This is a genomic window from Nocardioides sp. AN3, from assembly GCF_054653495.1.
This window is the reverse complement of sequence record NZ_BAAIGC010000002.1, coordinates 27,253-51,566: the sequence shown is the minus strand read 5'-3', so window position 1 is coordinate 51,566 and position 24,314 is coordinate 27,253. Positions and strand designations below refer to the sequence as shown.

The 24,314-nt window shown below is 71.0% G+C and carries 23 protein-coding genes and 1 pseudogene; 10 read left to right on the top strand and 14 right to left on the bottom strand.

Translation table 11 applies throughout. From position 1 onward, the window contains the following. Positions 1-129: 129 nt before the first annotated feature. From ACYQ1K_RS02895 to ACYQ1K_RS02880, 4 genes are all read right to left on the bottom strand, one after another. Complete coding sequence (locus ACYQ1K_RS02895) at positions 130-798, bottom strand: class E sortase (protein ID WP_459981301.1); 669 nt, start codon at positions 796-798, stop codon at positions 130-132. Next, entirely contained in the window at positions 795-1,745 is a 951-nt protein-coding gene (locus ACYQ1K_RS02890; protein ID WP_459981300.1) for a class C sortase, read from the bottom strand. The genes ACYQ1K_RS02895 and ACYQ1K_RS02890 overlap by 4 nt, the downstream gene beginning before the upstream one ends. 64 nt (positions 1,746-1,809) lie before the next feature. Then, positions 1,810-2,103, bottom strand: a complete 294-nt coding sequence (locus ACYQ1K_RS02885; protein ID WP_459981299.1) for a hypothetical protein — start codon at positions 2,101-2,103, stop codon at positions 1,810-1,812. 183 nt (positions 2,104-2,286) lie between these two features. After that, positions 2,287-3,828, bottom strand: a complete 1,542-nt coding sequence (locus ACYQ1K_RS02880) for a DUF7507 domain-containing protein (protein WP_459981298.1) — start codon at positions 3,826-3,828, stop codon at positions 2,287-2,289. Positions 3,829-3,989: 161 nt separating this feature from the next. On the opposite strand from ACYQ1K_RS02880, the gene ACYQ1K_RS02875 reads away from it, so the two are divergent. Both ACYQ1K_RS02875 and ACYQ1K_RS02870 read left to right on the top strand, forming a co-directional pair. Beyond that, positions 3,990-5,468: a sigma-70 family RNA polymerase sigma factor gene (locus ACYQ1K_RS02875; RefSeq protein ID WP_459981297.1), complete on the top strand. Its 1,479-nt coding sequence runs from the start codon at positions 3,990-3,992 to the stop codon at positions 5,466-5,468. Between the two features lie 108 nt (positions 5,469-5,576). Beyond that, positions 5,577-6,140: pseudogene (locus tag ACYQ1K_RS02870) on the top strand (SDR family NAD(P)-dependent oxidoreductase); the annotation flags it as partial. Positions 6,141-6,295: 155 nt separating this feature from the next. On the opposite strand, the gene ACYQ1K_RS02865 reads toward ACYQ1K_RS02870, so the two are convergent. Then, the gene (locus tag ACYQ1K_RS02865) at positions 6,296-6,757 is read right to left on the bottom strand and encodes an Lrp/AsnC family transcriptional regulator (RefSeq protein WP_459981296.1); all 462 of its coding nucleotides are present in this window, start codon (positions 6,755-6,757) and stop codon (positions 6,296-6,298) included. 100 nt (positions 6,758-6,857) lie between these two features. On the opposite strand from ACYQ1K_RS02865, the gene ACYQ1K_RS02860 reads away from it, so the two are divergent. The 4 genes from ACYQ1K_RS02860 to ACYQ1K_RS02845 all read left to right on the top strand — a co-directional run bounded on the left by ACYQ1K_RS02860 (position 6,858) and on the right by ACYQ1K_RS02845 (position 11,198). Then, positions 6,858-8,297, top strand: a complete 1,440-nt coding sequence (locus tag ACYQ1K_RS02860; protein ID WP_459981295.1) for a pyridoxal phosphate-dependent decarboxylase family protein — start codon at positions 6,858-6,860, stop codon at positions 8,295-8,297. Between the two features lie 39 nt (positions 8,298-8,336). Then, entirely contained in the window at positions 8,337-9,074 is a 738-nt protein-coding gene (locus ACYQ1K_RS02855) for a type 1 glutamine amidotransferase (RefSeq protein ID WP_459981294.1), read from the top strand. Between the two features lie 86 nt (positions 9,075-9,160). After that, positions 9,161-10,129, top strand: coding sequence for a PDR/VanB family oxidoreductase (locus ACYQ1K_RS02850; protein WP_459981293.1), 969 nt, complete (start codon positions 9,161-9,163; stop codon positions 10,127-10,129). Positions 10,130-10,139: 10 nt separating this feature from the next. Further along, positions 10,140-11,198: a Rieske 2Fe-2S domain-containing protein gene (locus ACYQ1K_RS02845; protein ID WP_459981292.1), complete on the top strand. Its 1,059-nt coding sequence runs from the start codon at positions 10,140-10,142 to the stop codon at positions 11,196-11,198. Between the two features lie 57 nt (positions 11,199-11,255). Here ACYQ1K_RS02845 and ACYQ1K_RS02840 read toward each other — a convergent pair whose 3' ends face one another. Genes ACYQ1K_RS02840 through ACYQ1K_RS02815 form a run of 6 tightly spaced genes read right to left on the bottom strand, consistent with a single transcriptional unit; the run spans position 11,256 to position 17,915 of the window. After that, a complete protein-coding gene (locus ACYQ1K_RS02840; protein WP_459981291.1) occupies positions 11,256-12,902 on the bottom strand; it encodes an amidohydrolase in 1,647 nt (548 codons plus the stop codon). An 8-nt stretch (positions 12,903-12,910) separates the two neighbouring features. Then, positions 12,911-14,494, bottom strand: a complete 1,584-nt coding sequence (locus ACYQ1K_RS02835; RefSeq protein WP_459981290.1) for a sulfatase family protein — start codon at positions 14,492-14,494, stop codon at positions 12,911-12,913. Beyond that, positions 14,491-15,324, bottom strand: a complete 834-nt coding sequence (locus ACYQ1K_RS02830) for an ABC transporter ATP-binding protein (protein ID WP_459981289.1) — start codon at positions 15,322-15,324, stop codon at positions 14,491-14,493. Before ACYQ1K_RS02830 ends, ACYQ1K_RS02835 begins: the two co-directional genes overlap by 4 nt. Then, positions 15,321-16,106 (bottom strand): ABC transporter permease, encoded by a 786-nt coding sequence (locus ACYQ1K_RS02825; protein ID WP_459981288.1) that lies wholly within the window; start codon positions 16,104-16,106, stop codon positions 15,321-15,323. Before ACYQ1K_RS02825 ends, ACYQ1K_RS02830 begins: the two co-directional genes overlap by 4 nt. Further along, positions 16,103-16,879 carry an ABC transporter permease gene (locus tag ACYQ1K_RS02820; RefSeq protein WP_459981287.1) on the bottom strand — a complete coding sequence of 259 codons (777 nt, stop codon included), beginning with the start codon at positions 16,877-16,879 and terminating at the stop codon, positions 16,103-16,105. Before ACYQ1K_RS02820 ends, ACYQ1K_RS02825 begins: the two co-directional genes overlap by 4 nt. Before the next feature lie 28 nt (positions 16,880-16,907). Then, on the bottom strand, positions 16,908-17,915 hold the full coding sequence (locus tag ACYQ1K_RS02815) for an ABC transporter substrate-binding protein (protein WP_459981286.1): 1,008 nt from the start codon (positions 17,913-17,915) through the stop codon (positions 16,908-16,910). A gap of 205 nt (positions 17,916-18,120) precedes the next feature. On the opposite strand from ACYQ1K_RS02815, the gene ACYQ1K_RS02810 reads away from it, so the two are divergent. Genes ACYQ1K_RS02810 through ACYQ1K_RS02800 form a run of 3 tightly spaced genes read left to right on the top strand, consistent with a single transcriptional unit; the run spans position 18,121 to position 19,693 of the window. Continuing rightward, positions 18,121-19,026, top strand: a complete 906-nt coding sequence (locus ACYQ1K_RS02810; protein ID WP_459981285.1) for a LysR family transcriptional regulator — start codon at positions 18,121-18,123, stop codon at positions 19,024-19,026. Then, the gene (locus tag ACYQ1K_RS02805; protein WP_459981284.1) at positions 19,023-19,388 is read left to right on the top strand and encodes a YidH family protein; all 366 of its coding nucleotides are present in this window, start codon (positions 19,023-19,025) and stop codon (positions 19,386-19,388) included. The genes ACYQ1K_RS02810 and ACYQ1K_RS02805 overlap by 4 nt, the downstream gene beginning before the upstream one ends. Then, positions 19,385-19,693 carry a DUF202 domain-containing protein gene (locus ACYQ1K_RS02800; RefSeq protein WP_459981283.1) on the top strand — a complete coding sequence of 103 codons (309 nt, stop codon included), beginning with the start codon at positions 19,385-19,387 and terminating at the stop codon, positions 19,691-19,693. Before ACYQ1K_RS02805 ends, ACYQ1K_RS02800 begins: the two co-directional genes overlap by 4 nt. 10 nt (positions 19,694-19,703) lie before the next feature. Here ACYQ1K_RS02800 and ACYQ1K_RS02795 read toward each other — a convergent pair whose 3' ends face one another. From ACYQ1K_RS02795 to ACYQ1K_RS02785, 3 genes are read right to left on the bottom strand one after another with little or no spacing between them, the layout of a single operon-like run. Continuing rightward, positions 19,704-20,624 (bottom strand): TIGR03619 family F420-dependent LLM class oxidoreductase, encoded by a 921-nt coding sequence (locus ACYQ1K_RS02795; protein ID WP_459981282.1) that lies wholly within the window; start codon positions 20,622-20,624, stop codon positions 19,704-19,706. A 19-nt stretch (positions 20,625-20,643) separates the two neighbouring features. Continuing rightward, positions 20,644-21,924: a cytochrome P450 gene (locus ACYQ1K_RS02790; protein WP_459981281.1), complete on the bottom strand. Its 1,281-nt coding sequence runs from the start codon at positions 21,922-21,924 to the stop codon at positions 20,644-20,646. 54 nt (positions 21,925-21,978) lie between these two features. Then, positions 21,979-23,331 carry a glutamine synthetase family protein gene (locus tag ACYQ1K_RS02785; RefSeq protein WP_459981279.1) on the bottom strand — a complete coding sequence of 451 codons (1,353 nt, stop codon included), beginning with the start codon at positions 23,329-23,331 and terminating at the stop codon, positions 21,979-21,981. Between the two features lie 121 nt (positions 23,332-23,452). Here ACYQ1K_RS02785 and ACYQ1K_RS02780 point away from each other — a divergent pair, with 121 nt between their 5' ends. After that, a complete protein-coding gene (locus ACYQ1K_RS02780) occupies positions 23,453-24,298 on the top strand; it encodes an acetoacetate decarboxylase family protein (RefSeq protein ID WP_459981277.1) in 846 nt (281 codons plus the stop codon). The last annotated feature ends 16 nt before the right edge of the window (positions 24,299-24,314 follow it).

The following is a 24,314-nucleotide window of genomic DNA, read 5'->3' as shown; positions in this document are numbered from 1 at the left end:
CGACCTCCAGCATAGAGGCCACCATCGGCACCACCTATTTCGGGCCGCAGCGTGGACGCCGCGCAGCGGTAGGCACGGTCCCTCCCACCGCGCGGCGTCAGGAGGTTGACGCTAGGCGACCAAGCTTCGTTACGCGGTGCGGTCGGTGCGCTCGAGGACCCCGAAGGCGACCATCCGGTTGTCGGTGTGGAACAGCTCGGCGCAGGTCGTGAGCGTGATGAGCCGCTGCCCGGGGCGCTGAGGCGGTTCGACGCCCCCGGCGGGGTTGTGTGGGAGCGGGGTCGTCACCCATGACGCCGTCATCGGCACGATGAGGTCGGCCCCGCTGGAGAGCAGTCGGTAGGTGTAGGTGAGTTGCCGTGTGACGATCCTGACCACATCCCCCGCCTCGAGGTCCGGCATGTGGCGCAGCGGCTCGCCGTGAGTGACGCGGTGCGCCGCGATCACGTAGTTGCCGACCTGCCCGGGGCCGGCCGTGCCGACGAAGTGGCCGTAGCCCACGGCGAGGACATCGCTTCCGGTCCCTTCGAAGACCGGCACCGCGTAATGCGGCCCGAAGGCCGGGATCTCGACGATCGCGCTGGCCATGCCGAACTGGGTCCGCACCTGCGCGGAGCGTGCCTGCGGCTTGGCCCAGGCACGATGGATCTCGCCCATCGCCGCCGCGCGGTGCCGGTGCGTGACCCACCCGGTGCCCCAGAACTCCCACGCGACATAGCCGAGCAGCGAGAGCCCGACCGCCACGAGCCCCAGGCCGAGCCAGAGCAGCCGTCGCCGGCGCGCGACAGGCGCCGTCATGCGTCCGCGGCCGGCCCGCGACGCGGGCCCAAGGGGCGGGTCGCGAAAAGCACGACCAGCAGAGCGAAGACCGCCAGGAGCAACCACCATGGGAAACCGGCGCCCGCCGCACGGCCGCCGACCGACACCTGCTGGGACGAGCCGGCGTCACCGGCGACCCGCACGCCGCGGACGAGCAGCCGATGGGAGTTCACGCCAATCGGAGTGCAGGTCACGAGGGTGACGTAGTCCTTGCCCGCGACCGCGCGGAGCGCGTCGGTGTCCTCCGGCAGGACGGTGCGGATCTGGTCGACGCGGTAGGTCAGGGTGTGGTCCAGGACCGTGACCGTGAACTCGTCACCGCGGCGAAGCTTGCGGATGTTGGTGAACATCGTCGAGCGGACCAGCCCGGAGTGCCCGGTGAGGACGCTGTGCGTGCCCGGGCCACCGACGGGCAGCGCGGTGCCGTAGAGATGGCCGATGCCGCGGTCGAGGGTCGCTGGGGCCGTGCCGTGGTAGATCGGCAGGCTCAGGCCGATCTCGGGGGCGGCGACATAGCCCATGATCTCGTCGCCGCCGACGTCGAGCGTGTGCAGATAGGTCTGGTAGACCGGGTCGGCTGAGGGAACCCTGGCGTCGCTCGTCGCGGTGTAGGGATCGAGCAGAGGCCCGGCGACCAGGTGCCGGTTGTAGTCGTGCGCCGCCGCGAGCGCCGTGCGGGTGGCCTCCGGCGTCATGCCGCGGACCGTGTCGACATACCCCCCGATGGCGGCGTGCTGCGTGCGGTCGGAGAGCCACGTCGCAGCGGACGGGAACAGCAGCACCGAGATGCCCGTCAGCGCGATGAGGACGACACAGACTCGCCGTGCGCCCCACGTGCCCAGCGCAGTGGCCGTCCGCGAGCGACCCCGACGGTGCCCACGCGTCGGCGCTCCCGGTCTCGGCCGCCGGAGGGTGTGGGTGGTCATCCCTCTATGACGGACGAGCTCGGCGTTCGATGACGGTCGGGAGGACACCCAAGGGCGCGGCCGATCAGACCGCCACCGAGACCGGTGGCAGCAGGACGAAGACGGCGTAGGTGCGGCTCTGCGACTCGCCGAGCTCGCGGTCGTCCTCGAGGCGCTGGCCGTGGGCCGCCACCGTCGCCGTCAGCGCGTCGGGGAACGGCCCCATCACCAGGGTCAGGTCGAGCCTTCCGTCCCGGATGAGCACGATGTGGGGCCGGTCCAGATCCTCCATCGCGTCTCGCACGATCGACTCCCGCACCAACTCCAGCTCTCGCGCCGGCCACACCTCGCCCGGCCCGGGGCACTCGTTCTCGTCCATCCTCACCACACCTGCTCGTCCTCGTCGTCGGATCGCGACCATGCCGTCGGCGTCCCGCGATCCGCGGGCCCGGCCATCCGACGCACGCACCGCCATCCACTCCATGGACAGCCCTTGGCCGGTCGGTGTTACGCATCTCCTCGACTCCGTCGTGCCACACGGCGCTCACCGCGGCGCAATCCCTCACGATGCGGCCACCGAGCAGGTCGTGGACCGCCCGGGCGCGAGCGTGGTGGCGGGGCACGTCACCTCCCGCGCGAAGGGCATGTTCACACCGACATCGGTGAGCGTCACGTTGCCGGTGTTCCACATGACGAACCGGAAGACCGCCCTGGCGGCGCCGGCCGGGCGCGAGCCGGCCCGCCGTTCGACACTCATGCTCGGCCTCCTCGGAAGACGGAGATCGGTGGCGACGTGCGCGGTCACCTGGGTGCCCGGCGGGGGGCCGTCGGGGAGCGTGGCGCGAGCGACGGCGGAGACCACCAGGTGACCAGCGTCGAGATCGTGCTGCACGAGCCGGAGCGGCGCAGCCGTGCACGTCATCGACGCTCCGGGCCGCAGACCTGAGTCGGGACAGGTCAGTCGACCGAGCCGGTCGCCGACGACGGAGACGTCGCGAAGGGCGAGAGCACCGCTGTTGCGGACCACGAACCGGGCGGTGACCTCGTCGCCTGCGTCGACGCCGTCGTGGTCGAGGTCCCGCGGGCTCCGGACGTCGGCTGCCAGCGCGAGGCCCGTGGGCGCGGCGGGCTCCGGATCGGCCTCCGGCCGGGTCGTCATCGGGGTGGCACCGATCAGGTCCAGCCCACCCGAGGCCTCGGTCGTGTCCCGCGGGAACGAGTCAGGACGGAGAAGATCGGCGTGGGGTGCGACGTCGGCGGCCACGATCACGACGCCGAACATCCTCTGCCCCGCCGACAGTCCCAGATCGGCAGCGGTGACGAGCCGACCGGCGACCGGCTGCTCCGACAGCCTGCTCGTCAACGTCCAGGCGGCCTCGCTCGGATCCTTGCGCATGACCAGCGCCGTGAGGCTGAGCGATCGGATTGAACCCCACCCGCCCGCACGGGCGGCGTGCAGCGGACCGACGGCGAGCGGGTCGCCGCCCGCATCCACCGCGGTGACGGCAGCGATCCCGAACGGGTCGTTGCCGCCGCGCTCGAGCAGGAGGTAGCCGTCGGCGGCCGGATCCACGACCTGGTGAGGCGCACCGAGCAGGTCGATCCGCTCGACGTCGTTGCACGTCGCGGAGGGGTCGTTGGTGAGCGCGTTGTCCACGCCGTTGCCCACGGACGGGTCCTCGAGCGCCTGCTCCATCGTCGTCGGCAGCGTGCCGGCGACGTCGTAGCCGTCCTCGCGCACGCCGTACGGCCCCGCCCACACGGTCTGCCGGTCCACGGCGGTGCATCCGTCCGGAACGCGTCGCAACCGCGCCTCGAGCCGTCCCGCCAGCGGCCGAAGCCTGCCCGCGGGGACTCCGACCGAGTCCAGGCGGAGGTCGTCGCCGAGCCCGCCGGAGAGCGTCATCACACGGGTGGAGGAGTCACGAACCCGCACGGACGTCTCACCCGCACTGGGCACAGGCGTCACGGACGCGGCCAGCACCGGCGAGTCGGCCACCGCCGCAGGGACGTGGAGGGTCGCCGGCAACCACGCGGCCGTCACGGCGGCGGCGCCGATCGCGACGGTCCGACGCCACAGCGGTCGAGCGGGGCGGGTAGGCATCGGCACGGACAATCGACGGCCGGGGTGCGCGCTTCGTGACGCGATCCGCCGAGAAGTAGTCCTCCGATCCCGTGGATGAAGGATCCGCCTGATCCCGCGTCATCAGCGCGGCGCCGCGAGCGTCAACGATCAGTCACGTCGCGAGCCAATGAGCAGGGAGCATGAACGAACCCGCCGACGATCACCTCTCCGAGGCGGCCCTCCTGGAGGTCGCCAGGCGCAGGGACCGCGAGGCGTACGCCGAGCTCTTCGACCGCCACGTCGAGGCGGCTCGCCGCTACGCCGTCGGCCTCGTCGGCGACGACATCCGAGCCGACGACCTCGTCGCCGACGCCTTCACGAAGGTCATGGTCCGCCTCGACGCCGGCGCCGGACCGACGAGCAACTTCCGGGCCTACCTCTTCACCACGATCCGCAACTCGATGCTCGACAGCGTGCGACGCGACGGCCGCGAGCGTGCGGTCGGCGACCTGCAGGCTGAGGCCGACCTGTTTCCGGTCGAGTCGGAGTCGGAGACCTTCGTCGAGACCTCAGTCGTCATGCAGGCCTTGAAGACCCTCCCCGCGCGCTGGCGCGAGGCGCTGTGGCGCTCCGAGGTGCTGAAGGAGTCACAGGAGGAGCTCGCGGCCCACTTCGGCATCAAGCCGAACGCGGCTGCGGTGCTCTGCTACCGCGCCCGCGAAGGGCTTCGCCAGGCCTACCTGGCGAAGTACGTCGCCCGCTCCCCCACCCGCGAGTGCGAACGACACTCGGCGAGCATCCCGGCCTACATCCGCGGGCAGCTCTCGGCGCGGAAGAAGGAGCGCCTCGAGGAGCACCTCGACGGATGCGCCCACTGCCGAGCCGCCGTGGAGGAGCTCGCCCAGGTCAACTCCCACCTGGGCGCACTCGTCGTGCCCGCGCTCCTCCTCGCGTCCGTCGGGACAGGTCTCGGGGCCGGGCTCGGGTCAGGTCTCGTGTCGAGTCTCACGTCTGCCGCCGGGGGCAGCCATGCGACCCAGGCCGGCTACCTCGGCGCGATCAAGGGCGTGGTCACGGGCCTGGCTGCCACGGCAGTCGTCGCAGGTTCGGTGGTCGGGGTCTGGAGCCTCACCCGCGGGGACGACGAGCAATCCGCACGTCACCCGAGCACGCCGTCGCACGCACCGTCGGCGGCCAGGGCCCTTCCGCCGGCGGCCACGACCCATCCGTCGACGCCCAGCCCCGACTCGACGCCTCTGACGTCCATACCGCCGGAGGCTCCGCCCGGCCCGGCTCCAGGCGTCCCCCGCTCACCAACGCCGCTCGTCCTGCCACCTCCCCTGGCCGGTGCGGCGACGTCTCGAGAGGCGGCGGTGGCGTTCGTCGCGGTCACGACGGCGGGTGAGGGATCCCTGCGACTGGTCATGGACCTCGCGAACGTCACGGGCTACTCGATCGGCGACGGTTCGACAGCGTGGTCGTGTCGGCCGCCCGAGCACGTCGGCACGTCGCTCCGGCTGACCTGTCGCTCGTCGTCGAGGTCGTCGCAGCCTCGGGCGCTCGAGATCTCCTCCGCCGTCGCCGTCGTCGGCGAGCAGGTCACCGGGCACGTGCGCGTCACCGATGCCAGGACCACCCGCACCCGCAGGCTCACGATCTCGACCGCCGCGCTGCACTGACCCGCTCGAGGGGCCGACGCGGGGACCGGAGCGAGCGCGATGAGACGGTGCGCGACACGATGGGGTCGCGAGGCGAGACGGCGACGGCGAGAGGCAGGAGGCTGAGGGATGGACCTGGGGCTGAGGGATCGCGTCGCGATCGTCACGGCCAGCACGCGCGGGCTCGGACGTGCGACCGCCGAGGCCCTCGTGGCCGAAGGGGCTCGCGTGGTCGTCAACGGACGCAGCGAGGAGCAGCTCGCGCAGTTCGCCGATGCGCATCCGACAGCGCTCGCCGTCGCCGGTGATGCCAGCGCCCCCGACCTGCCGCAGCGCCTCGTCGACGCGGCGATCGAGCGCTGGGGACGGGTCGACATCGTCGTCGGCAACAACGGTGGGCCGGCCGCCGCGCGGGCTCTCGACATCGCTGACGAGCAGGTCCACGCGGCGGTCGAGTCCAACCTGCTCAGCTCGGTCCGGCTGGCCCGTGCCGCCATCCCGCACATGCGTGTGGTCGGATGGGGGCGGATCTGCTTCATCGCCTCGTCGTCGGTGCGTCAGCCGATCCGCGACCTGGCGCTCTCGAACGTCGCACGCACTGGCCTGTGGGCCTGGGCCAAGACAGCGGCGCAGGACCTGGCCGCCGACGGCATCACCGTCAATCTGGCATGCCCCGGCCTGCATGCGACAGACCGACTCCGCGAGCGTCAGGTGGACGGTCCGGTCGGTGATCCGGCGGACTTCGGCAAGGTCGTCGCCCTTTCTCTGCTCCGAGCCGGCGGCCTTCGTCAGCGGGGTCGCCCTGGGGGTCGACGGCGCAAGCGTCGCCGGACTCCTGTAGGACCAGGTCACTCGCGCGCCAGCTGCTCCAGCAGTGCGCGCATCCGCAACGGCATCTCCTCTTGCAGCGACACCACGGTGCTGGTCCGCTCGACCTCCGGGATGGCGAGCAGCGCGCGGGTGACCCGGTGCAGGTCCGCGGTGTCACGGGCGACCACCCGGACCAGGAGGTCGGCCTCGCCGGTGATGGCGTGCATCTCGATCACCTCCGGCACGGCTGCGAGTGCCTCGGTCGCCCGGTCGCCGGCGGCCTGGCTCAGCGCGATCGACACGAAGGCCAGGAGGCCGCGGCCGAGGGCCGCGGGGTCCAGGCGGCGGCTGAACGGCTTGATGGCGCCCGCCGCCTCCATCCTGCGCAACCGAGCCTGCAGGGTGTTGCGTGCGATCCCGAGCCGCTGGGCGATCGCGAGGCTGGTCGCGTCGGGGTCGTCGTCCACGGCGAGCAGGATGCGGGCATCGAGAGCGTCCATGTTGATCATCGTGACACGTCGATCACCACGGACGTGACATTCTGATCAGCACCACGCATTGCTGTTGCGCAAGCGCACGGTCATGAGCAGTCTCAGACACATGACCGTGCCGACCAGCAGTGACACCGCCCTCCACGTGCCGACCCCCGGGGCGTCGGCGCTGGCCGACCGCGAGGGCGTGCTCCGCGAGCTGTCCCGCCACCTGTCGAGGGCGTGGGCGTCGTTCGACCATCCGCGGCCGTCGGAGCCGCAGCCCGACCACGCGCTCCTCGAGCGGCTCGGTGCAGGTCTGCCCGAGGGCCCGAGCGACGCCCAGGCCGCGCTCGGGGACGCCGTCGACATCCTCGAGTCGAGCGTCTCTCCGTCGCGGCCGCTCTTCCTCGCCTACGTCGGCTCGAGCGGCCTGGAGACCAGCGTGCTGGGCTCGGCGCTGGCGGCGGCGTACGACGCCAACCTCGCCACCGCTGCCGGCGCCGCCGACCTGCTCGACCAGCAGGCGGTCCGCTGGATCGCGGAGTTCGTCGGCTTCCCGCTGGCCGAGGGCCACTTCACCAGTGGGGGCCAGACCTCGAACCTCACCGCTCTGCTCGCGGCCCGGGAGCACGCCCTTCCGGGCACGCGCGAGCACGGACTGTCCGGTCGGCACGTAAGCGTCTACTGCTCCGAAGAGGCACACCACTCCGTCGTACGCGCCGTGGAGGCCTCCGGCCTCGGACGGCAGGCCGTCCGCCGCATCCCGACCGATGACCACCGTCGCATGCGCGTCGACGCCTTGACGGCCGCCCTCACCCGGGACCGCGCGGAGGGCATCACCCCCATGGCCGTCGTCGCCACCGCCGGGACCACGCTGACCGGAGCGGTCGACCCTCTGGACGCGATCGCCGACGTCTGTGAGCGGGAGAGCGTGTGGCTCCACGTGGACGGCGCCTACGGCCTGCCGGCCGCCGCGACGACGACCGCGGGGCACTGGTTCGCCGGGCTGGACCGAGCCGACTCGGTGACGATCGACGCACACAAGTGGCTCGGCATGCAGAAGAGCTGCAGCGTGGTGCTGTTGCGACGAGCCGGGGCCCTGCGCGCTGCGTTCGGCCACGAGGAGCACTACATGCTCCATGGCGAGGACATCGCCAACCCCGTGGACTCGACCTTCGAGTACTCCCGGCCCTTCCGCTCCCTTCGGCTGTGGCTCTCGATGCGGGTCTATGGCGCCACGCAGTTCCGGACCTGGATCGAGACCACCCTGCAGCACGCGAGCCGCCTCGCCGACCAGATCCGCGACCATCCCGACCTCGAGCTGCTGCACGAGCCGATGCTCTCGACGGTGTGCTTCCGGCACCGTCCCCCAGGCCTGAGCGAGGAGGAGCTCGACGAGCACAACGAGCGGCTCGCTCTCCAGATGCAGCGCGACGGCCGGATCTTCCTCGCGCCGGCCGTGGTCGACGGTCGCGTCTGCCTGCGCGTGTGCTTCGTCAACTTCCGCACGAGCGCCGAGGACGTCGACCTGGTCGTGCCCGTCGTGCTGGAGCTCGGCGCGCGATAACGATTGTTCGGATCCGAACAACTTGCTACGGTGCGCGACATGAAGGCCCTGGTGATCGCCCACGACCACGTCTCCCCCATCGGCCCGATCGGCGAGCGCCTGGAACAACACGGCTTCCGCCTCGAGATCCACAACGTCGTGTCCGAGGAGCATCACCACGCACCCTGGGTCGACCCGGCGTTCCCCGCGTTCGCCGAGCATGACGTCGTCGTGACGATGGGGGCGCCGTGGTCGACGTACGACGAGCCGACCATCGGCAGCTGGGTGCCCGCCGAGATCGAGCAGCTCCGGAGCGCCGACGAGGCCGGCGTGCCGGTCCTCGGCATCTGCTTCGGCGGCCAGATGCTCGCCACGGCCCATGGCGGGTCGGTGTCCCGCTCGCCCATGCCCGAGATCGGCTGGGCGACGGTCGAGAGCGACATCGAGGACATCGTCCTGGGCGGGCCGTGGTTCCAATGGCACTACGACCGGTGGACGCTGCCGGCCGACGCGTGGGAGATCGCGCGGAACGAGGCCGCCTCTCAAGCCTTCGTGCTCAGGCGCAACCTCGCGGTGCAGTTCCACCCCGAGCTCACCGGCTCTGCCCTGCAGGGCTGGCTCGAGCTGGGCGGCGCCGAGGAGGCCCGCAAGGCCGGGCTCGACCCCGACGCACTCCTCGAGGCGACCCGCGCCGCCGACGACCGCAGCCGCACGCGGGCGCATGCCCTCGTGGACGGCTTCCTCGCCCACGTCGCGACCGCCCCCGAGGGCCGAGTCGGCGCTACGTCGCAGCCCTGAGACGCCGACTCGACGACCTCTGGACGGGACCCACCTCTCGCGATATCGTTTGGACACAAACGACAACCCGAGGTGAGTAGAAGCCCATGACTCAGCCAGCTCCGCCCCAGATGACCGAGTTCGAGACCGAGGTCTCGGTGGCCGGTGCCGAGAGCGTCGCCGACGACGTCGTCCTGCTGACGCTCGTCGCCGCGGACGGCTCCGCCCTCCCGGCCTGGACGCCCGGCGCGCACGTCGATCTGATCCTCGGCGACGACCTCGTCCGTCAGTACTCCCTCTGCGGCAACCCTGCGGACCTCGGGCAGTATCAGGTGGCGGTGCTGAAGACCCCTGACAGCCGGGGCGGGTCGGTCGCGGTGCACGGCCTGAATGCCGGCGACCGCCTGCGCATCCGTGGTCCCCGCAACCACTTCCCCCTCGTCTCGAGCCGTCGCTACGTCTTCCTGGCGGGCGGCATCGGCATCACGCCGATCCTCCCGATGCTCGAGGAGGCCGACGCCGCGGGCGCGGACTGGGAGCTGCACTACGGCGGCCGGACCAGTGCCTCGATGGCGTTCCGCGAGCTCCTCGCCAAGTACGGCGATCGCGTGCACCTCGTGCCTCAGGACGAGGACGGCCTCCTCGACCTCGCCACGCTGCTGGGGTCGCCGGACCCCGGCACGCTGGTCTACTGCTGCGGCCCCGAGCCCCTGCTCCAGGCGGTCGAGGACAGCTGCCGGGCCTGGCCGGCCAACAGCCTCCACGTCGAGCGCTTCGCCGCCAAGGAGCGCCCCGATGGCGAGGAGGACGCCGCCTTCGAGGTCGTGCTCCAGCGCTCCGGCTTGACCCTCACCGTCGAGCCCGGCGTGAGCGTCTTCGACACCATGCGCGCGGCCGGGGTCAGCGTCCTCGGCTCATGCCTGGAGGGCATCTGCGGCACGTGCGAGCAGTCCGTGCTCGAGGGCGAGGTGGACCACCGCGACTCCGTCCTCGACGACGAGGAGCGCGACGCGAACGACTGCATGATGGTCTGCGTCTCCCGTGCCCGCAGCGCCCAGCTGGTGCTGGACGCCTGAGGGGCCGGCGATGAGCACCGAGCGACGCGTCGCCCTCCCCCACCACACCTGGTATCCGGTCGCCGCCTCCGAGGAGCTCGGCCGCATGCCGCTGGCCTGCCGGCTCCTCGGCACGGCGATCGTCCTCTACCGCACCTGTGACGGGCAGCCCGTCGCGCTCGAGGACCGCTGCGCCCACCGCCCGGTGCGGCTGAGCGACGGTCGCGTCGAGGGCGACACGATCCGGTCGACCTACACCGGCTTCGCCTACGACCGCAGCGGACAGTGCGTCTCCGTGCCGACGCAGGACAAGGTGCCGTATGGCGCCGCGGTGCGCGCCTTCCCCGTGCTCGACGACGGCGCGTTCGTCTGGGTGTGGCCCGGCGAGCCAGGACTGGCCGCACTGCGCACGCCTCCGGACACCGGGGTGCTCGTCGCCGACGGCTGGACCTCCTTCGGAGGAGCCCTCGACACCGACGCCCGTCTCGGGCTCCTGCTCGACAACTTCTGCGACATCACCCACGTGCCTCACATCGACTCCGACATCGCACCCCCGGTGCTCACGGCCGGCCCCACGCCGCCGATGCAGGTCGAGGTCTCCGAGACCAGCGTCCGTTTCTCGCGGCGCTTCCCGGCGGCGCCGCTGTCGGCCTACCACGCCCAGCTGCTCCAGCTCCCCGAGGACGCCACGCACGAGCAGGTGGAGACCGGCGAGTTCGTCAGCCCGGGCTACTGGGTCGACCGCTGGACCGTCGCGGTCGACGGACACGGCGCCCTCGACGGTCGGCCGACCTTCGTCTTCAGCCACGCGCTGGCACCCGTCTCCGCGACGCGGACGCGGCACCTGTGGCGGGTCAGCCGGAACTTCGCACCCGGCGCCGCGGCGGATGGGATCCTGAGGCCGCTTTTCAAGACCTACTACGCCCGGGTCGGCCTGGTGCTCGAGCAGATGCAGCAGATCCTCGACGACGAGGGTCCACGGCCCGAGATCGCAGTCGCCGCCGACGCGGCCGTCAGCCATGTCCGACGCATCCTGCAGCGGATGGTCGCCGAGGAGCTCGGGAACGCGTTGACTCCCGCACACGCCTGAGGCCGGCAGCCCGGTGGCAGGCGGCGATGGATCCAGCGCCGCGCGTTCAGACGACGCCTACGCCTCGAACACGACCTCCCCGCCGAGGACGGTCATGACGTTCGTCAGCCCGTGCAACTCCTCGTCGGGGACGGTGAGGAAGTCCTCGGCGATGACCGTCAGGTCCGCGAGCTTGCCCGGCTCGATCGTGCCCTTCCGGTCCTCCGCATGGTCCTGGTAGGCGGGCGCGACGGTCCAGGCACGCAGCGCCTCCTCGCGTGTCAGGCGCTCGTCGGGACCACTCGGCGAGTCGAACCCGAGCGGTACGCGGGTCACCAGCATCTGCAGGGCGTCCTGCCAACGTGGCTCCGTGACCGGCGCGTCGGAGGCGTCGGCGAGCACGACGCCCGCCTCGAGCAGTGAACGGGCCGGCATCATCGAGTGCCAGGCGGCCGGCTCGAGGATCGACACCAGCCCCGCTGCGGCCTGCCGCTTCACCAGCGCGTTGACGTTCGCGACCAGCCCGTGCCGGGCCATCGTGCGCATCGACTCCGCGCTCGGGTGGTTGGCGTGGATGAGCACGTGCCGGGCGTCCCAGGGGTCGCGGGTCATCAGCTCGCCGAAGGCCTCGACCACCGCGTCACACGCCAGGTCGCCGGTGGCGTGCACCTGCACCTGGAAGCGGTGCTCGTGCAGGAGCGCGATGAGCCGCCGCAGGTTGGCCAGCCGCTCGGCGTCGTCGTCACCCTCGGTGACGAGGCTGCCGCAGCGGTGGCCGTCGGCGGTCGCTCGTTCCATCCAGGAGGTGCCGAGCGCGGCGACACCGTCCGCCATGAGCTTGCAGCCACCGACGCGGAGAAGGTCGTCGCCCAGACCGGTCACCGACCCGACGTACCGCAGCGCGTCCTCGAGCACCGGGACGGAGGTCGTCACGTAGGACCCCCAGTTCAGCAGCGTGGTGACCCGCGCAGCCAGCCGGTCCGCGTTGCGCAGAGCCACGTAGTCGCGCATGAGCTCGGCCGAGACCAGCGGGTCGGTCACGCTGGTGACGCCCCGTCGGACGAGCTCGCGCAGGGCCTCCTCGATGAGGGCGTGGCGCTGGGCTGCGGACGGCTCACCGACAGCACGCCGGACGACGGCCAGCGCCGACTCCTGGACGATCCCGGTCGGTTCGCCGGCCTCGTCGCGGACGAACGTCCCGCCCTCGGGGTCAGGCCGACCTGCCGTGATCCCGGCGCGACGCAACCCCTCGCGGTCCAGCCATCCGCCGTGCGCGCTGAAGTGCTGCAGGAAGACCGGCCGTCCGCCTGCGAGTCCGTTGAGGTCGTCCGCGGTGGGTCCTGCGGGCCCGACTCCCTGCAGGCGGCCCTCGTGCCAGCCCTGCCCGAGCACCCAGGCATCCGGAGGCAGGCCGGCCACGTGGCGGCGTACGGCGTCCTGCACCTCGGCGAGCGTCGTGACACCGCTGAGGTCGATCCGGTCGCGGCTCTCCGCCCACCAGGCGAGGTGGAGGTGCGAGTCGTTGATGCCCGGCAGGACGGACCCACCCGCGAGGTCCACGCGACGGGTGTCCGGCCCGGCGAGCTCCAGCATGTCTCGGCTCGAGCCGGTCGCGACGATCCGGCCGTCGCGCACGGCGACCGCCTCGGCGACGCGGGAGCGCCGGTCCAGCGTCATCACGGTCCCCGAGTGGAGCACCAGGTCCACGCCCAGGCCGACGCCCATGCTCCCCCTCATGCGGAGGCGACGGGTCGGACGCCCGTGTCGGCCACGGCGATCAGCTCCTCGGCCAGGAGCCCGACCATGGTCGCCTCGAGCGCACCACCGTCCAGTGTGCCGGCGAGGTTCTCGGTCTCCTGCGGGTCGGCGCTCAGGTCGTAGAGCTCGCGCGTCCGCATGCCGCCGTACGTCGTCAGCCGGGCCTCGTGCGTGATGACCGTGCGCATGCGCACCGGGCCGGCGAGTCCCTCGACGCCGAAGGGCTGGTCCTCCTCGACCAGCAGCACGTCCCGCACTCCCCGGGCGCGACCCTCCACCACGGCAGTGAGGTCGACGCCCTGGATCCCGCGGTAGCGCGGCAGGTCTCCGAGCCCGAGCAGCGTCGGCGCGATGTCCGCGCTGCTGACCAGCGCGTCGGACCGCTGTGGCGCGGCCCCGGGCAGCCGGACCAGCAAGGGCACCCGCGTCACGCCGCTGTAGTGCACGAAGTGCTTGAGCATCAGCCCGTGGTCGCCGAAGAGGTCGCCGTGGTCGCTGGTGAAGACGACCGCGGTGTCGTCGCTGAGACCGAGCTCATCGAGCCGCGCGAGGATCCGTCCGATGCTGGCGTCGAGCAGGGCGATGAGGCCGAGCTCGGCCGAGAGCGCCTCGCGGAACTGCTCCTCGGTCGGCGACCAGGTCATCGTGGGGTCGGCCGCCGGGCGGCCGCGCTCGGCGACCATGTGGCGCACGTGGGCCGGCGACCGGTCGTGGGTGTCGAAGAAGGTGTCCGGGAGCCTCACGCCGGCAGGGTCGACCAGGTGCCAGTAGTCGCCGGGCGGCGCGAAGGGGTGGTGCGGGTCGGGGTAGGAGACGAAGAGGAGGAACGGGTCGGGCGCCGCGGCGTACCGCTCCAGGCGCTCGACCGCCTTCTCCGTGACGTAGGTCGTCGGATGGAGCTCCACCGGCACCTCCGACTGGTAGACCTGGTCCCACCCCGGGAAGGCGACGAGCGCGTCCGCCATGAGGCGCACGCTCTCGGGGTCGAGGCCGCGCTCGCGGGCCCAGTGCGGGTAGTGCCCGCTGGGCTGGTCGCCGTGACCGACCACCAGGTCGACGTCGTCGAAGCCGTAGTAGTCCGCGGGCATCGGGAGGTAGGACTTCCGATGACGGGCGGAGTCCTCCCACTGGTCCCACCCGGGAGTACGACGGCGCGGCGCCGCGTCCGACATGGCCGGATCGATCACCTCAGGGCACCGTCGCCGGATCTCCTCGACCTGGTGCGGCTCATAGGGCCAGCCCATCGTCTGGAAGTGCAGCTTGCCGACGGCGCCGGTCCGCCAGCCCGACCGCTGCATCGAGCGCATGAAGGTCTCCGCATCCCCGTCGAGCGTGATCCCGTTCGCTCTGGTCCCGTGCGCGGTGGGCCAGCGGCCGGTGGCGATGGTGGACCGGTTGGGCATGCAGGTGGGGTTCGCGACGTACGCCTGGTCGAAGACCGTGGCCGATGCCGCCAGGGCATCCAGGTGTGGTGTCGCGAGCGGTCCCCCGCCGAACCCGAGGTGGTCCGCACGCAGCTGGTCGGCGACGATGACGACGACGTTGCGGACCCTCCTCATGCGTTCGCCTTGATGAGCGAGAACACGTGGGCGCGCAGCTCCGCGAACCGACTGTCACCCTTCGTGGCGATCTGGTCCCGCTTGCCCGGCAGGTCGACCGGCACGATCTCGTCGACGGTGCAGGGTCCCTTCGTGAGGACCACGACACGGTCGGAGAGGTAGACCGCCTCGTCGATGTCGTGGGTGACGAGCACGATGGTGATGCCGAAGTCGTCGCGCACGCGCAGCATGAGGTCCTCGAGGTCGGCGCGGGTCTGCGCGTCCACCGAGGCGAACGGCTCATCCATCACCAGGACCTCGGGCCGGTAGGCCAGCGCACGGGCGATCGCCACGCGCTGCTGCATGCCGCCGGAGAGCTGCCAGGGATAGCTGTCTGGCACGTCGGAGAGCCCGACCTCAGCCAGCGCGTCCGCGATCCGGCGCTTGCGCTCGGCCTTGTCGATCGGGAGGTTCTTCAGTGGCAGGGCGACGTTCTTCGCCACCGTCAGCCAGGGCATGAGCGAGCGGGTGTACTCCTGGACCACCATCGCCATCCGCGCCGGCGGCCCGGTGATCTCCTCGCCGTCGAGCAACACCCGGCCGGCGCCGACGGGATGCAGACCGGTCAGGCACTTGAGCAGGGTCGTCTTGCCCGCACCCGAGGGCCCGACGATGCAGACGAACTCGCCGGAGTGCACATCGAAGCTGAGGTCCGCGAGGACCTCCTTGCGGGTCGCTCCGGAGCCGTAGCCCTTGCTGACGCCCTGGACGGAGAGGCGAACCGGCCTGGCGACGGGGAACGGGCGGACGTCGGCCGTGGCCTCGGGGGCGATGGGGTGGAGGGAGCTCACTGCTTGGCCGCCTTTCGGACGCCGTCGTACCAACCCAGCAGGTGCCGGCGGACGAGGAGGAAGAGAAGGTTGATGAGGTAGCCGAGGACGCCGAGCAGGACGATGCCCGCCCACATGTCCTGGACCTGGAAGGACTGCTGCGCCTTGAGGGTCAGGGCACCGATGCCTTCGCTGGAACCGAGCATCTCGCTGGCGATCATGACGACGAACGCGGTCTGCAGGCTGACCTGGAGCCCCGCGAAGACCTGAGGGCCCGCGCTCGGCAGCAGCACCTGGAAGATCCGCTGGCGGATGCTCAGCTGGTAGACGCGAGCGCTCTCCATGAGCACCGGGTCGACGCTGCGGACGCCGTCGACCGTCGCGATCAGCGTGGGGAAGAAGGCTGCCACCGCGATGATCGAGATCTTCATCGAGGAGCCGAAGCCGAGCACCAGGACGAAGATCGGCACGATCGCGACGGCCGGTGTGCTGCGCAGGAACGTGACGACCGGCTCGGTCAGCGATCGCAGCCAGCCGATCCGACCGATCAGCAGCCCGACCGCGATGCCGGCTGCCGAGGAGATCGCGAAGCCGATCGCCAGGTTGCGCAGGCTCGGCAGCACGTCGGAGGTGAACTGTGCGAAGAGCCAGAGCTCGCGGAACCGGTGGAGGATGTCGGCGAGCGGCGGGAAGAACGGGCTGTTCGCCCCGGCCGACCAGACCCACCAGGCGGCGACCACCAGGATCGGGAGCCAGATCTCCAGTCCGACCACCGCCAGCCGGCGTGTCCATGTGCCTCTCATGCCGGCACCTCCGATCGCACCGAGGCGTGCCAGAAGAGAAGCCGGCGCTCGACGTAGCCCAGGAGGCCGTTGATGAGCATGCCCAGGACGCCGAAGACGACGACGAGGGCGTAGATCTGGTCGTAGCTCCCGGTGAGCTGCGCGAGGACCATGTCCTTGCCGAGCCCGGGGGCGCCGCCGATGATCTCGGAGACCAGGGCGATCACGAGGGCCGCGGCTGCACAGATCCGCACGCCGGTGGCGACGAAGGGCAGGGCCGTCGGGATCACCACCTGGGTGATCCGCTGGCGTGCCGTCAGCCGGAAGGAGCGTGCGATCTCCATCGCCACCGGGTCGATGTCCGCGACGCCGTTGGCCGTCTGCGTCATGAGGATGAAGACGCCTCCGAAGAACACGAGGAAGATGCCCATCCTGTCGGTGGGTCCGAGGACCAGCACCAGCAGGGGAAGGATCACGATCGGCGGGATCGGCTTGAGGAACTCCGTCACCAGCCGCAGGCTGCGGTACGCCGCGTCCGAGAGGCCCACGAGGACCCCCAGTGCGACTCCGGCGACCACCGACAGGGCCAGCCCGACCAGCGCCACGGTCAGGGTCTCGCGCAGTGAGGTCCAGAACGCGGCACTGCCGGCGAAGTCCTTCAAGGCCGCCACGATCTGCGGCACTCCGGCGAACGGCTTGTCGGCCAACGGCCCGGTGACGAGCAGCTGCCACACCGCCACGGCGACCAGGATGCCGAGCGCGCCCCACCCGTAGCGGCGAGCACGAGCGCTCATGGCGTGCCTCCTTCCCCTGCCGATGGTGTCACTTGGCCGCGAGAACCAGGCCGGCGACGTCGACCGAGCTCTTGAGATAGCCGAGCTCGCGCATCTGGTCGACGGTGCGCTGGATCGACGACTGGTCCACGGTGGTCGGGAAGTTCGGCTTCGCGCCGCCCTGCACCGTCTTCAGGTCGACGTGGAGGATCTTCGCGGCTGCGGCCTGCTCCTCGGCGATGTGCGACTCGGCATACGCGTTGGTCTTCGCCATCGCGCGGGAGAAGGCCGCCATGGCGTCCGCCTTCTGGCTCGCCTCCTTCGCGGAGGTGACCCACATCCCGACCGCCCCCTGGCCGAAGAAGCTGATCCCGGGCGAGAGAAGGATCCTGCCGCCGCCCGTAGCCGCCTGGTTGACGAAGGGCGAGACGAGACCGGCCGCGTCGATCCGACCCGCCTTCAGCGAGCTGACCGCCGTCGGGAAGTCGAGGGTGATCCAGTTGATCTTCGACGGGTCGCCACCGGCCTTCTTGACCGCAGCCGCGATCGTCACCTCGAGCTGCGCGCCGCGCGCCGGGACGGAGACCTTCTTGCCCTCGAGGTCCTTGGCACTCGAGATGCTGGCGTCCTTCGCGACCACGACTGCGGAGTCGTCGTACTGCGGCCCGGCTGCCGGGTCGCTCTCGATCTTCGTGACCCCGACGGGGTCGGTGCCGTCGGCCGGCGCGACGATCTTGAGCCCGACGCCGCTCGACGAGGCCCCGATGATCGGAATGCTCGGGGCGTAGTTGAGGTCGACCTGACCGCCCGCGACAGCGGCGATGCCCGCCGGCGGGTTGGCGACCTGCTGCAGCTGCAGCTCGAGGCCCTCGTCCTTGAAGAAGCCGTGGTCGATCCCGAGCTGCAGCGCGCCGATCGTGTAGATCGGCGTGTACGCCACCTTGAGCGTCGTCAGCCCGTCGCTGCTCTTCGTCGCGCCGCTGCTCCCGCCGCAGCCCACCAGAGCGAGAGCCGCCGCAGCGAGAAGGGCGACCAGGCCGGACCGGGGTGTACGCATCGTGCCTCCAGACGTGGGTTGGGTCACACCAGAGTGACCGTAGCCGCCCCTCGGGTCCAAACGTTTCTTCGTGTCCGAACGATAGGAGATGCCTATCTGTTGCTCCGCATCTTGGTTCGACTCCCGTAGTCCTACGTTCAGACGCCCGGCGGAGCGGACGGAACGCTATGGCTTTTCCCTATGGGTTGTCCCTATCCTGCCCGTCATGGAGAGGCGCCAGCTCGAGTACTTCATCGCGGTCGTGGACAACGGCGGCTTCAGTCGGGCCGCCGAAGCGCAGCACGTCACCCAGCCCTCCCTCTCGCAGGCGATCAACGCCCTGGAGAAGGACCTCGACGTCACCTTGTTCCATCGGCTCGGCCGGCAGGTGAAGCTCACCTCCGCCGGTGAGGCGCTGCTCGCTCCCGCCCGCCAGGTCCTGCGCGACCATGCCGTCGCGCGGGCCGCCGTCGCGAACGTCCGCGGCGGCTACAGCGGCACGCTGGACATCGCCTCGACGCCCACCGTGGCCGCGCACCCGCTGAGCGCTGTCCTGGGCGCCTTCCGCAAGCGCTATCCCGGCGTCAGCGTGAGGATCACCGACTGCGACGTGCCCGGCGGAGCGACCGCCATCGTCGGTGGGGGCCAGTGCGAGATCGGCGTCGTGCGGCTGCCCAAGGAGAACGGCGGCCTCGTCTCGACGAGCCTCGGCCAGCAGGTCTACTACCTCGTGCTGCCTCCGGAGGCGCCGGTCCCTCCCCCCGGGCCCGCCGAGCTCTCCCTCCTCGGTCAGCTGCCGCTGATCGCCACCCCGCCCGGGACCTCGTCGCGGGAGCGTCTCCAGGATGCTCTGGCGATCGCCAACGTCACCGAGCCGAACATCGTCGTCGAGACCATCTACCGCGCCACGATCGTCAACCTCGTCGCGGCGGGTGTCGGCGCGTCGTTCCTGCCCCGGCACATGGCCCTCGACGCCGCTCGGCTCGGAGCGCACGTGCTGGAGACCTCGCCGCAGGTCGCCCACGAGATCGGGATCGTCCGGCGCAACGGACCGCTCTCGCCGGCAGCGAAGGCGTTCGTGGACCTGGCCATCGAGATGGCCCCGTTCGGCCTGGAGGGAGAGCTTCCGTGACGACGACCGAGCGCCGGCCGCACCGGGTCTACGGCGAGGGAGACGAGCCCGATCCGCGCTTCACCTTCGCCAACGAGCGCACCTTCCTCGCCTGGGTGCGCACGTCGCTCGCGCTGATGGCGGCCGGGGTGGCACTCGACGCCCTCTCCTCCGGGTTGCCGGCCGGGGCGCGCAAGGTCGTCGCGGTCCTCCTCCTCGCCGTCGGGGTCGCCTGCGCGTGCTGGGCCTACGTGCGCTGGATGGCCAACGAGCGGGCGCTGCGGCGAGGCGAGCCGCTGCCGGGCTTCGCCGTCGGGGCGCTGGTGTGCGGCGGCGTCGTCCTGGCGGCCGTCGCGGTCCTCGCCCTGGTGGCGCTGCGGTGAGAGAGACGCAGCACGACCGGACCCGTCTCTCGTGGACGCGGACCTGTCTCTCGGTGGCCGCTGTCGCGGTCGCGGAGGTCCGCCTCTGCCTCCGCGCCGACCACCCCGTGGCGGTGGTCGCACTCCTGCTTGCCGGGTTCACGCTGGTCGCGCTCATCGCCGCAGCGGCGCACCGACGACTGGGGCTCGACGTGACCGCCATCGCCCGGCACCGGATGCGCGCGGACGGCACAGCTGCGGCCGTCGTGGCCGGCTGCGCCGTCCTGGCAGGCCTCCTGGGCACCGCCCTCGTGCTGGGCGCCTGAGCGGACCGCCTCAGCCGGCGAGCGCCTCGGCGCGACGCATCACCTCGCGCAGGAACGCGGGCAGCTCCTGGGCGTCGTCGATGAACTGCGACGGCTTCACGCAGAACGTCGTGAAGCCCTGCTCGATCTGCTCCGCGATCGGCGCCATCGCGGCGCCGAGGTCCGCGCAGGAGTCGTCATCAGGGAACGATGCGCGGGTGCCGCCGACCATCTCCACCTCGGCCGGGTCGCGGCCGGCCTCGGCGAGCGAGCGACGCAGGAGCGCGATCTCGTCGGCCGTCGGCACCCCGAACGGGTGGAAGCCGTGGCCGGACTGCACCAGTCGGCGCAGCACCGGGCCGCGCAGCCGCTGACCGCCGAACCACATCCGCGGTCCCTCGGGGCGGAACGCCTTCGGCTCCAGGTAGACGTCGGCGAAGTCGAAGAACTGGCCGTGGAAGCTGGCCGGTGTCTGCTTCCACACCGTGTCGAGCACGGCGAGCTGCTCGTCGAGGATCGCGCCGCGCTGCTCGAACGGCACGCCGAGCGCGGCATACTCGTCCTTGCTCCAGCTGACGCCCGGCTGCACCACGAGGCGCCCCTGCGAGAGCAGGTCCAGCGTGCCGAGCTCCCGAGCGAGCAGCAGCGGATGCCGCAGCGGCGCGAGGACCGCGCTGGCCACCAGGCGGATGTCGGAGGTGGCCGACGCGATCGCGCTGAGCAGCATCAGCGAGTTGGGCCAGGGAGTCGCGGGGTCCTGGTTGCCGGGGGCGGCGTAGGCCCGCGGGTTCGCCATGACCCCCTTGGCCCCTGCGTCGGGTCCGAGGACGACGTGCTCGCTCAGCATCACCGAGTCGAACCCGGCGTCCTCGGCCTCGCGAGCCCAGCGCACCAGCTCGGGCAGGTCGCGCCCCGACGCGAGCGTCCAGTTCTCGCTCAGGATCAGCAACATCCGCGGTACGGCGCCCACGTCAGGCGGCCGGGGTGATCGTGACGGGGAACCTCTTGATGCCGTTGACGAAGTTGCTGCGGATCCGCTTGACGTCGCCGGCCAGCTCGATGTCGGCGATCCGCGGCAGCAGCTCCTCGAACATGAGCCGGATCTCCAGGCGTGCGAGGGCGTTGCCGAGGCACAGGTGCGGGCTGCCCTTGCCGAAGGTCATGTGGTCGACGTTGGTGCGGGTGACGTCGATGGAGTAGGGGTCGGAGAAGACCGACTCGTCACGGTTGCCGGAGGCGAACCACATGACGACCTTGTCGCCCTCCTTGATCTGCTTGCCGCCCAGCTCGACGTCGCGCGTGGCGGTGCGGCGGAAGTGGTAGACCGGGGAGGCCCAGCGCAGGAGCTCCTCGACGGCGCCGGCCATCAGCTCGGGCTTGTCCTGGAGCAGGCGCAGCTGCTCGGGCTGCTCGATGAGGCCGAGCATCGACTGGCTGATCGCGTGGCGGGTCGTCTCGTTGCCCGCGATGACGAGCAGGGAGAAGTAGTTGTTGAAGTCCTGCTGGCTCAGGGGCACTTGGTCCTCGGGCATCCGGTTGGCCAGGATCGAGACGAGGTCGTTGCCGTCGCCGCCGATGCGCTTGGCCTTGAGGTCGTTGCCGTAGTCCCAGACCTCCTGGACGGTCGGGGACCGGAACGGGAGGTGGCGGTACTTCTCCGACTCCGGGTCATCCAGCTTGACCTTCGCGTAGTCGGGGTCGGTGTTGGCGACCATCTCGTTGCCCCAGGCGATCAGCTGACCGGTGTGCTCGACCGGGACGTCGAGCAGCCGCGCGAGCACCTGGATCGGGAAGTCCGCGGAGATCATCTTGACGAAGTCGATCTCACCGCGGTTCTCGGCGGCCGCAGCCAGTGCGCGGTCGACGGTGTCCTTGGTCAGCTGACGCAGGAAGGACTCGTAGTTCTTCATGAGGTTGCGCGGGGTGAACTCGCGCTGGATGAGCCGGCGAAGGGCCTGGTGGCGGACGCCGTCGGTCTCGAGCAGGGAGCGGCGGAAGTCGCGCAGGTCGTCGTCGACGTCCTCGAGGTTGACGAACTTCTCGCTGGTGTAGGTCTCGGAGTCACGGTCGACGGCCCAGATGTCGTCGTACTTCGTGACCGCCCAGAAGCCGGCCCCGTCCTTCTCGTCGGTCCAGTGGACCGGGTCCTCGGCACGAAGGGTGTCGAACTGGGCGTAGCCGCGGCCGTCGTCGAAGCCGTCGATGTCCGACAGGTCGACCTCGGAGAGCGGGACTGGTGCGTGGCGGGGCATGGCGGGCTCCTCGGATGTGGCTCAGGTGGGGCTGAGGTGTGGCTCAGATGGGGCTCAAATGTGGTAGGTGTACTCGTGGAACTCCCAGTCGGTGATCCACGTGCGGAAGCGCTCGACCTCGTCGCGCTTGTAGGCCAGGAACGCCTTGACGAACGGGTCGCCGAGAAGGTCGCTCATCTCCTTGTCGCGCTCGAGGGCGTCGAGAGCATGGGTGAGGTCCTGGGGCAGCTTGTCGGACTTGGACTCGTCGTACCCGTAGCCAACCAGCGGCTCGGGGGCCTCGATCTGGTTGCGGATGCCGAGCAGCGCGCCGGCCAGCATGCCGGCGATGGCGAGGTAGGAGTTGGCACTCGCGTCGCCCAGCCGCAGCTCGAGCCGGCTGGCGGCGCCGCGCTCGGGCGGGATGCGGACCATGGCGCTGCGGTTGTCCAGACCCCAGTCGATCAGCCAGGGGGCGAGGGTGTCCGGGCCGAAGCGCTTGTAGGAGTTGATCGTCGGGTTCGCCACCGCCGCCAGCGCGGGCGCGTGGGTCAGGATGCCGCCGATCGCCTGGTGGGCGATCTTGGAGAGGCCGTCGGCGGCCGTGGGGTCGTCGAAGACGTTGCGTCCGTCGGCGTCGACGAGGGAGAAGTGCAGGTGGTAGCCCGAGCCGCCCTCGTCGTTGAAGGGCTTGGGCATGAACGTGGCGAGGTGGCCCCGCCGGCGGGCGAGCTCCTTGATCGCGTCCTTGAACCGATGCGCGCGGTCGGCCGCGTCCAGGGCGTTGCTGTGCCAGAGGTTGATCTCGAACTGGGCCGAGGAGAACTCGTGGTTGGCGGCGATGACCTCGATGCCGTAGTCGCCCAGCAGACGCAGCGACTCGAGCAGCACGTTCTCCGGGTCGCCCTTGCGCCCCGAGGTGTAGACGTTGCCCGTGCCCTCCCCGTAGCGGCGCCAGCCGGACGGCGACTCAGACGACTCCTCGAGGATGTAGAACTCCAGCTCAGGTCCGACGATCGGGGTCAGCCCCAGCTCGGCGAACTGCTCGCACAGCTGACGCAGCACATAGCGCGGGCTCTCCTGCGACGGCGTGCCGTCGGGGTTGAACACGTCGGCGATGCAGTGCGCGACGCCCGGCTCCCACGGCACCGGCAGCAGGGTGCTGAGGTCCGGGAAGGCGACCACATCGGGAAGACCCGCGGAGAGACCGCCGTCGAAGTCGACGACGCCGCCGCGGGGCGTGGTGCCGAAGACGGAGCGGCAGAACGCCACACCGCCGCCGACCGTCCGCGCGAGTCGGTTGACCAGGACGTCGCGGCCCCGGTCCACGCCGATCAGGTCGGCATATCCCAACCGGACGACGTCGATGTCGTCCGCCTCGAGGCGCTGCTGCGCCGGCTCGAGACCGGAGGTGTCGAAGTGGGCCACGATGAGTCCTTCCGAATCGTTTGGATCCGAACAGTAATCCGCATCACGGCGCCTGACAAGACTTCCCTGCGACCTGGATCACTTGTATCGTACGGATCCAAACGAGATTCAGGAGCTTCGAATGACGCAGATGAACGGCTTCCTCTACCCGCGCACCCGGACGGGCACGTCGTCCTTGATCCCGTCCCCGCCGTGGTTCTACTCCGGCGACCTGCTCACGGTCGAGTACCGCACCGATCCCGCCAACGTGGAGGCGCTGCTCCCCGCTCCGCTCTCGCTCGCCCCGGAGGACCCGGGCGCGGTCGCGCTGATCTGGGCGGACTGGCAGTCGTGCTCCTCGGACCGGCACGAGCTGCTCGACCCGGTGCTCTCGCAGTACAAGGAGGCGTTCGTCGTCGTCCGCTGCTCCTACGAGGGCGTGACCTACTCGCGCTGCGTCTTCATCTGGGTCGACAAGGACTTCGCGATCGCCCGTGGCCTGCACCAGGGCTACCCGAAGAAGCTGGGCTCGATGTGGCAGACCCGGCCGCACCCCTTCGCCCAGGCCGCCCCGCAGATCGGCCCCGGCGGCGTCTTCGGCGCCACCCTGGCCGCCGCCGACCGCCGGATCGCCGAGGCCGTCGTGACGCTGCGAGAGGAGTCGGACACCAACGGCTTCGTCAACGCCCACCCGATGGCCCACCACCGCATCTACCCCGACATCGCAGGACAGGGCGACGCCTACGCCGAGCTGATCTCCTCGGGCGCGAGCTCCTTCTCCGGCGGCCAGGCATGGAAGGGCGACGCGGAGCTGCGGCTCTTCGACGCGCCGACCGAGGAGCTGGCCAGCCTCGAGGTGGAGGAGATCATCGGCGGCTACTTCCGCCAGGTCGGCGTCGAGTGGAACGGCGGCACGTCGCTCGCGCGGCTCTCCCCCGAGTCCTCGCGCGGGTCCTCACCCGAGTCCTCGCCCGTGTCCGTGGGCTGAGGCCCTCGGCCCTGCC

Coding starts and splice junctions, on each gene's coding strand:
- ACYQ1K_RS02895 (WP_459981301.1), bottom strand. CDS start 798: ATGACGGCGCCTGTCGCGCGCCGGCGACGGCTGCTCTGGCTCGGCCTG.
- ACYQ1K_RS02890 (WP_459981300.1), bottom strand. CDS start 1,745: ATGACCACCCACACCCTCCGGCGGCCGAGACCGGGAGCGCCGACGCGT.
- ACYQ1K_RS02885 (WP_459981299.1), bottom strand. CDS start 2,103: ATGGACGAGAACGAGTGCCCCGGGCCGGGCGAGGTGTGGCCGGCGCGA.
- ACYQ1K_RS02880 (WP_459981298.1), bottom strand. CDS start 3,828: ATGCCTACCCGCCCCGCTCGACCGCTGTGGCGTCGGACCGTCGCGATC.
- ACYQ1K_RS02875 (WP_459981297.1), top strand. CDS start 3,990: ATGAACGAACCCGCCGACGATCACCTCTCCGAGGCGGCCCTCCTGGAG.
- ACYQ1K_RS02865 (WP_459981296.1), bottom strand. CDS start 6,757: ATGGACGCTCTCGATGCCCGCATCCTGCTCGCCGTGGACGACGACCCC.
- ACYQ1K_RS02860 (WP_459981295.1), top strand. CDS start 6,858: ATGACCGTGCCGACCAGCAGTGACACCGCCCTCCACGTGCCGACCCCC.
- ACYQ1K_RS02855 (WP_459981294.1), top strand. CDS start 8,337: ATGAAGGCCCTGGTGATCGCCCACGACCACGTCTCCCCCATCGGCCCG.
- ACYQ1K_RS02850 (WP_459981293.1), top strand. CDS start 9,161: ATGACTCAGCCAGCTCCGCCCCAGATGACCGAGTTCGAGACCGAGGTC.
- ACYQ1K_RS02845 (WP_459981292.1), top strand. CDS start 10,140: ATGAGCACCGAGCGACGCGTCGCCCTCCCCCACCACACCTGGTATCCG.
- ACYQ1K_RS02840 (WP_459981291.1), bottom strand. CDS start 12,902: ATGGGCGTCGGCCTGGGCGTGGACCTGGTGCTCCACTCGGGGACCGTG.
- ACYQ1K_RS02835 (WP_459981290.1), bottom strand. CDS start 14,494: ATGAGGAGGGTCCGCAACGTCGTCGTCATCGTCGCCGACCAGCTGCGT.
- ACYQ1K_RS02825 (WP_459981288.1), bottom strand. CDS start 16,106: ATGAGAGGCACATGGACACGCCGGCTGGCGGTGGTCGGACTGGAGATC.
- ACYQ1K_RS02820 (WP_459981287.1), bottom strand. CDS start 16,879: ATGAGCGCTCGTGCTCGCCGCTACGGGTGGGGCGCGCTCGGCATCCTG.
- ACYQ1K_RS02815 (WP_459981286.1), bottom strand. CDS start 17,915: ATGCGTACACCCCGGTCCGGCCTGGTCGCCCTTCTCGCTGCGGCGGCT.
- ACYQ1K_RS02810 (WP_459981285.1), top strand. CDS start 18,121: ATGGAGAGGCGCCAGCTCGAGTACTTCATCGCGGTCGTGGACAACGGC.
- ACYQ1K_RS02795 (WP_459981282.1), bottom strand. CDS start 20,624: ATGTTGCTGATCCTGAGCGAGAACTGGACGCTCGCGTCGGGGCGCGAC.
- ACYQ1K_RS02790 (WP_459981281.1), bottom strand. CDS start 21,924: ATGCCCCGCCACGCACCAGTCCCGCTCTCCGAGGTCGACCTGTCGGAC.
- ACYQ1K_RS02780 (WP_459981277.1), top strand. CDS start 23,453: ATGACGCAGATGAACGGCTTCCTCTACCCGCGCACCCGGACGGGCACG.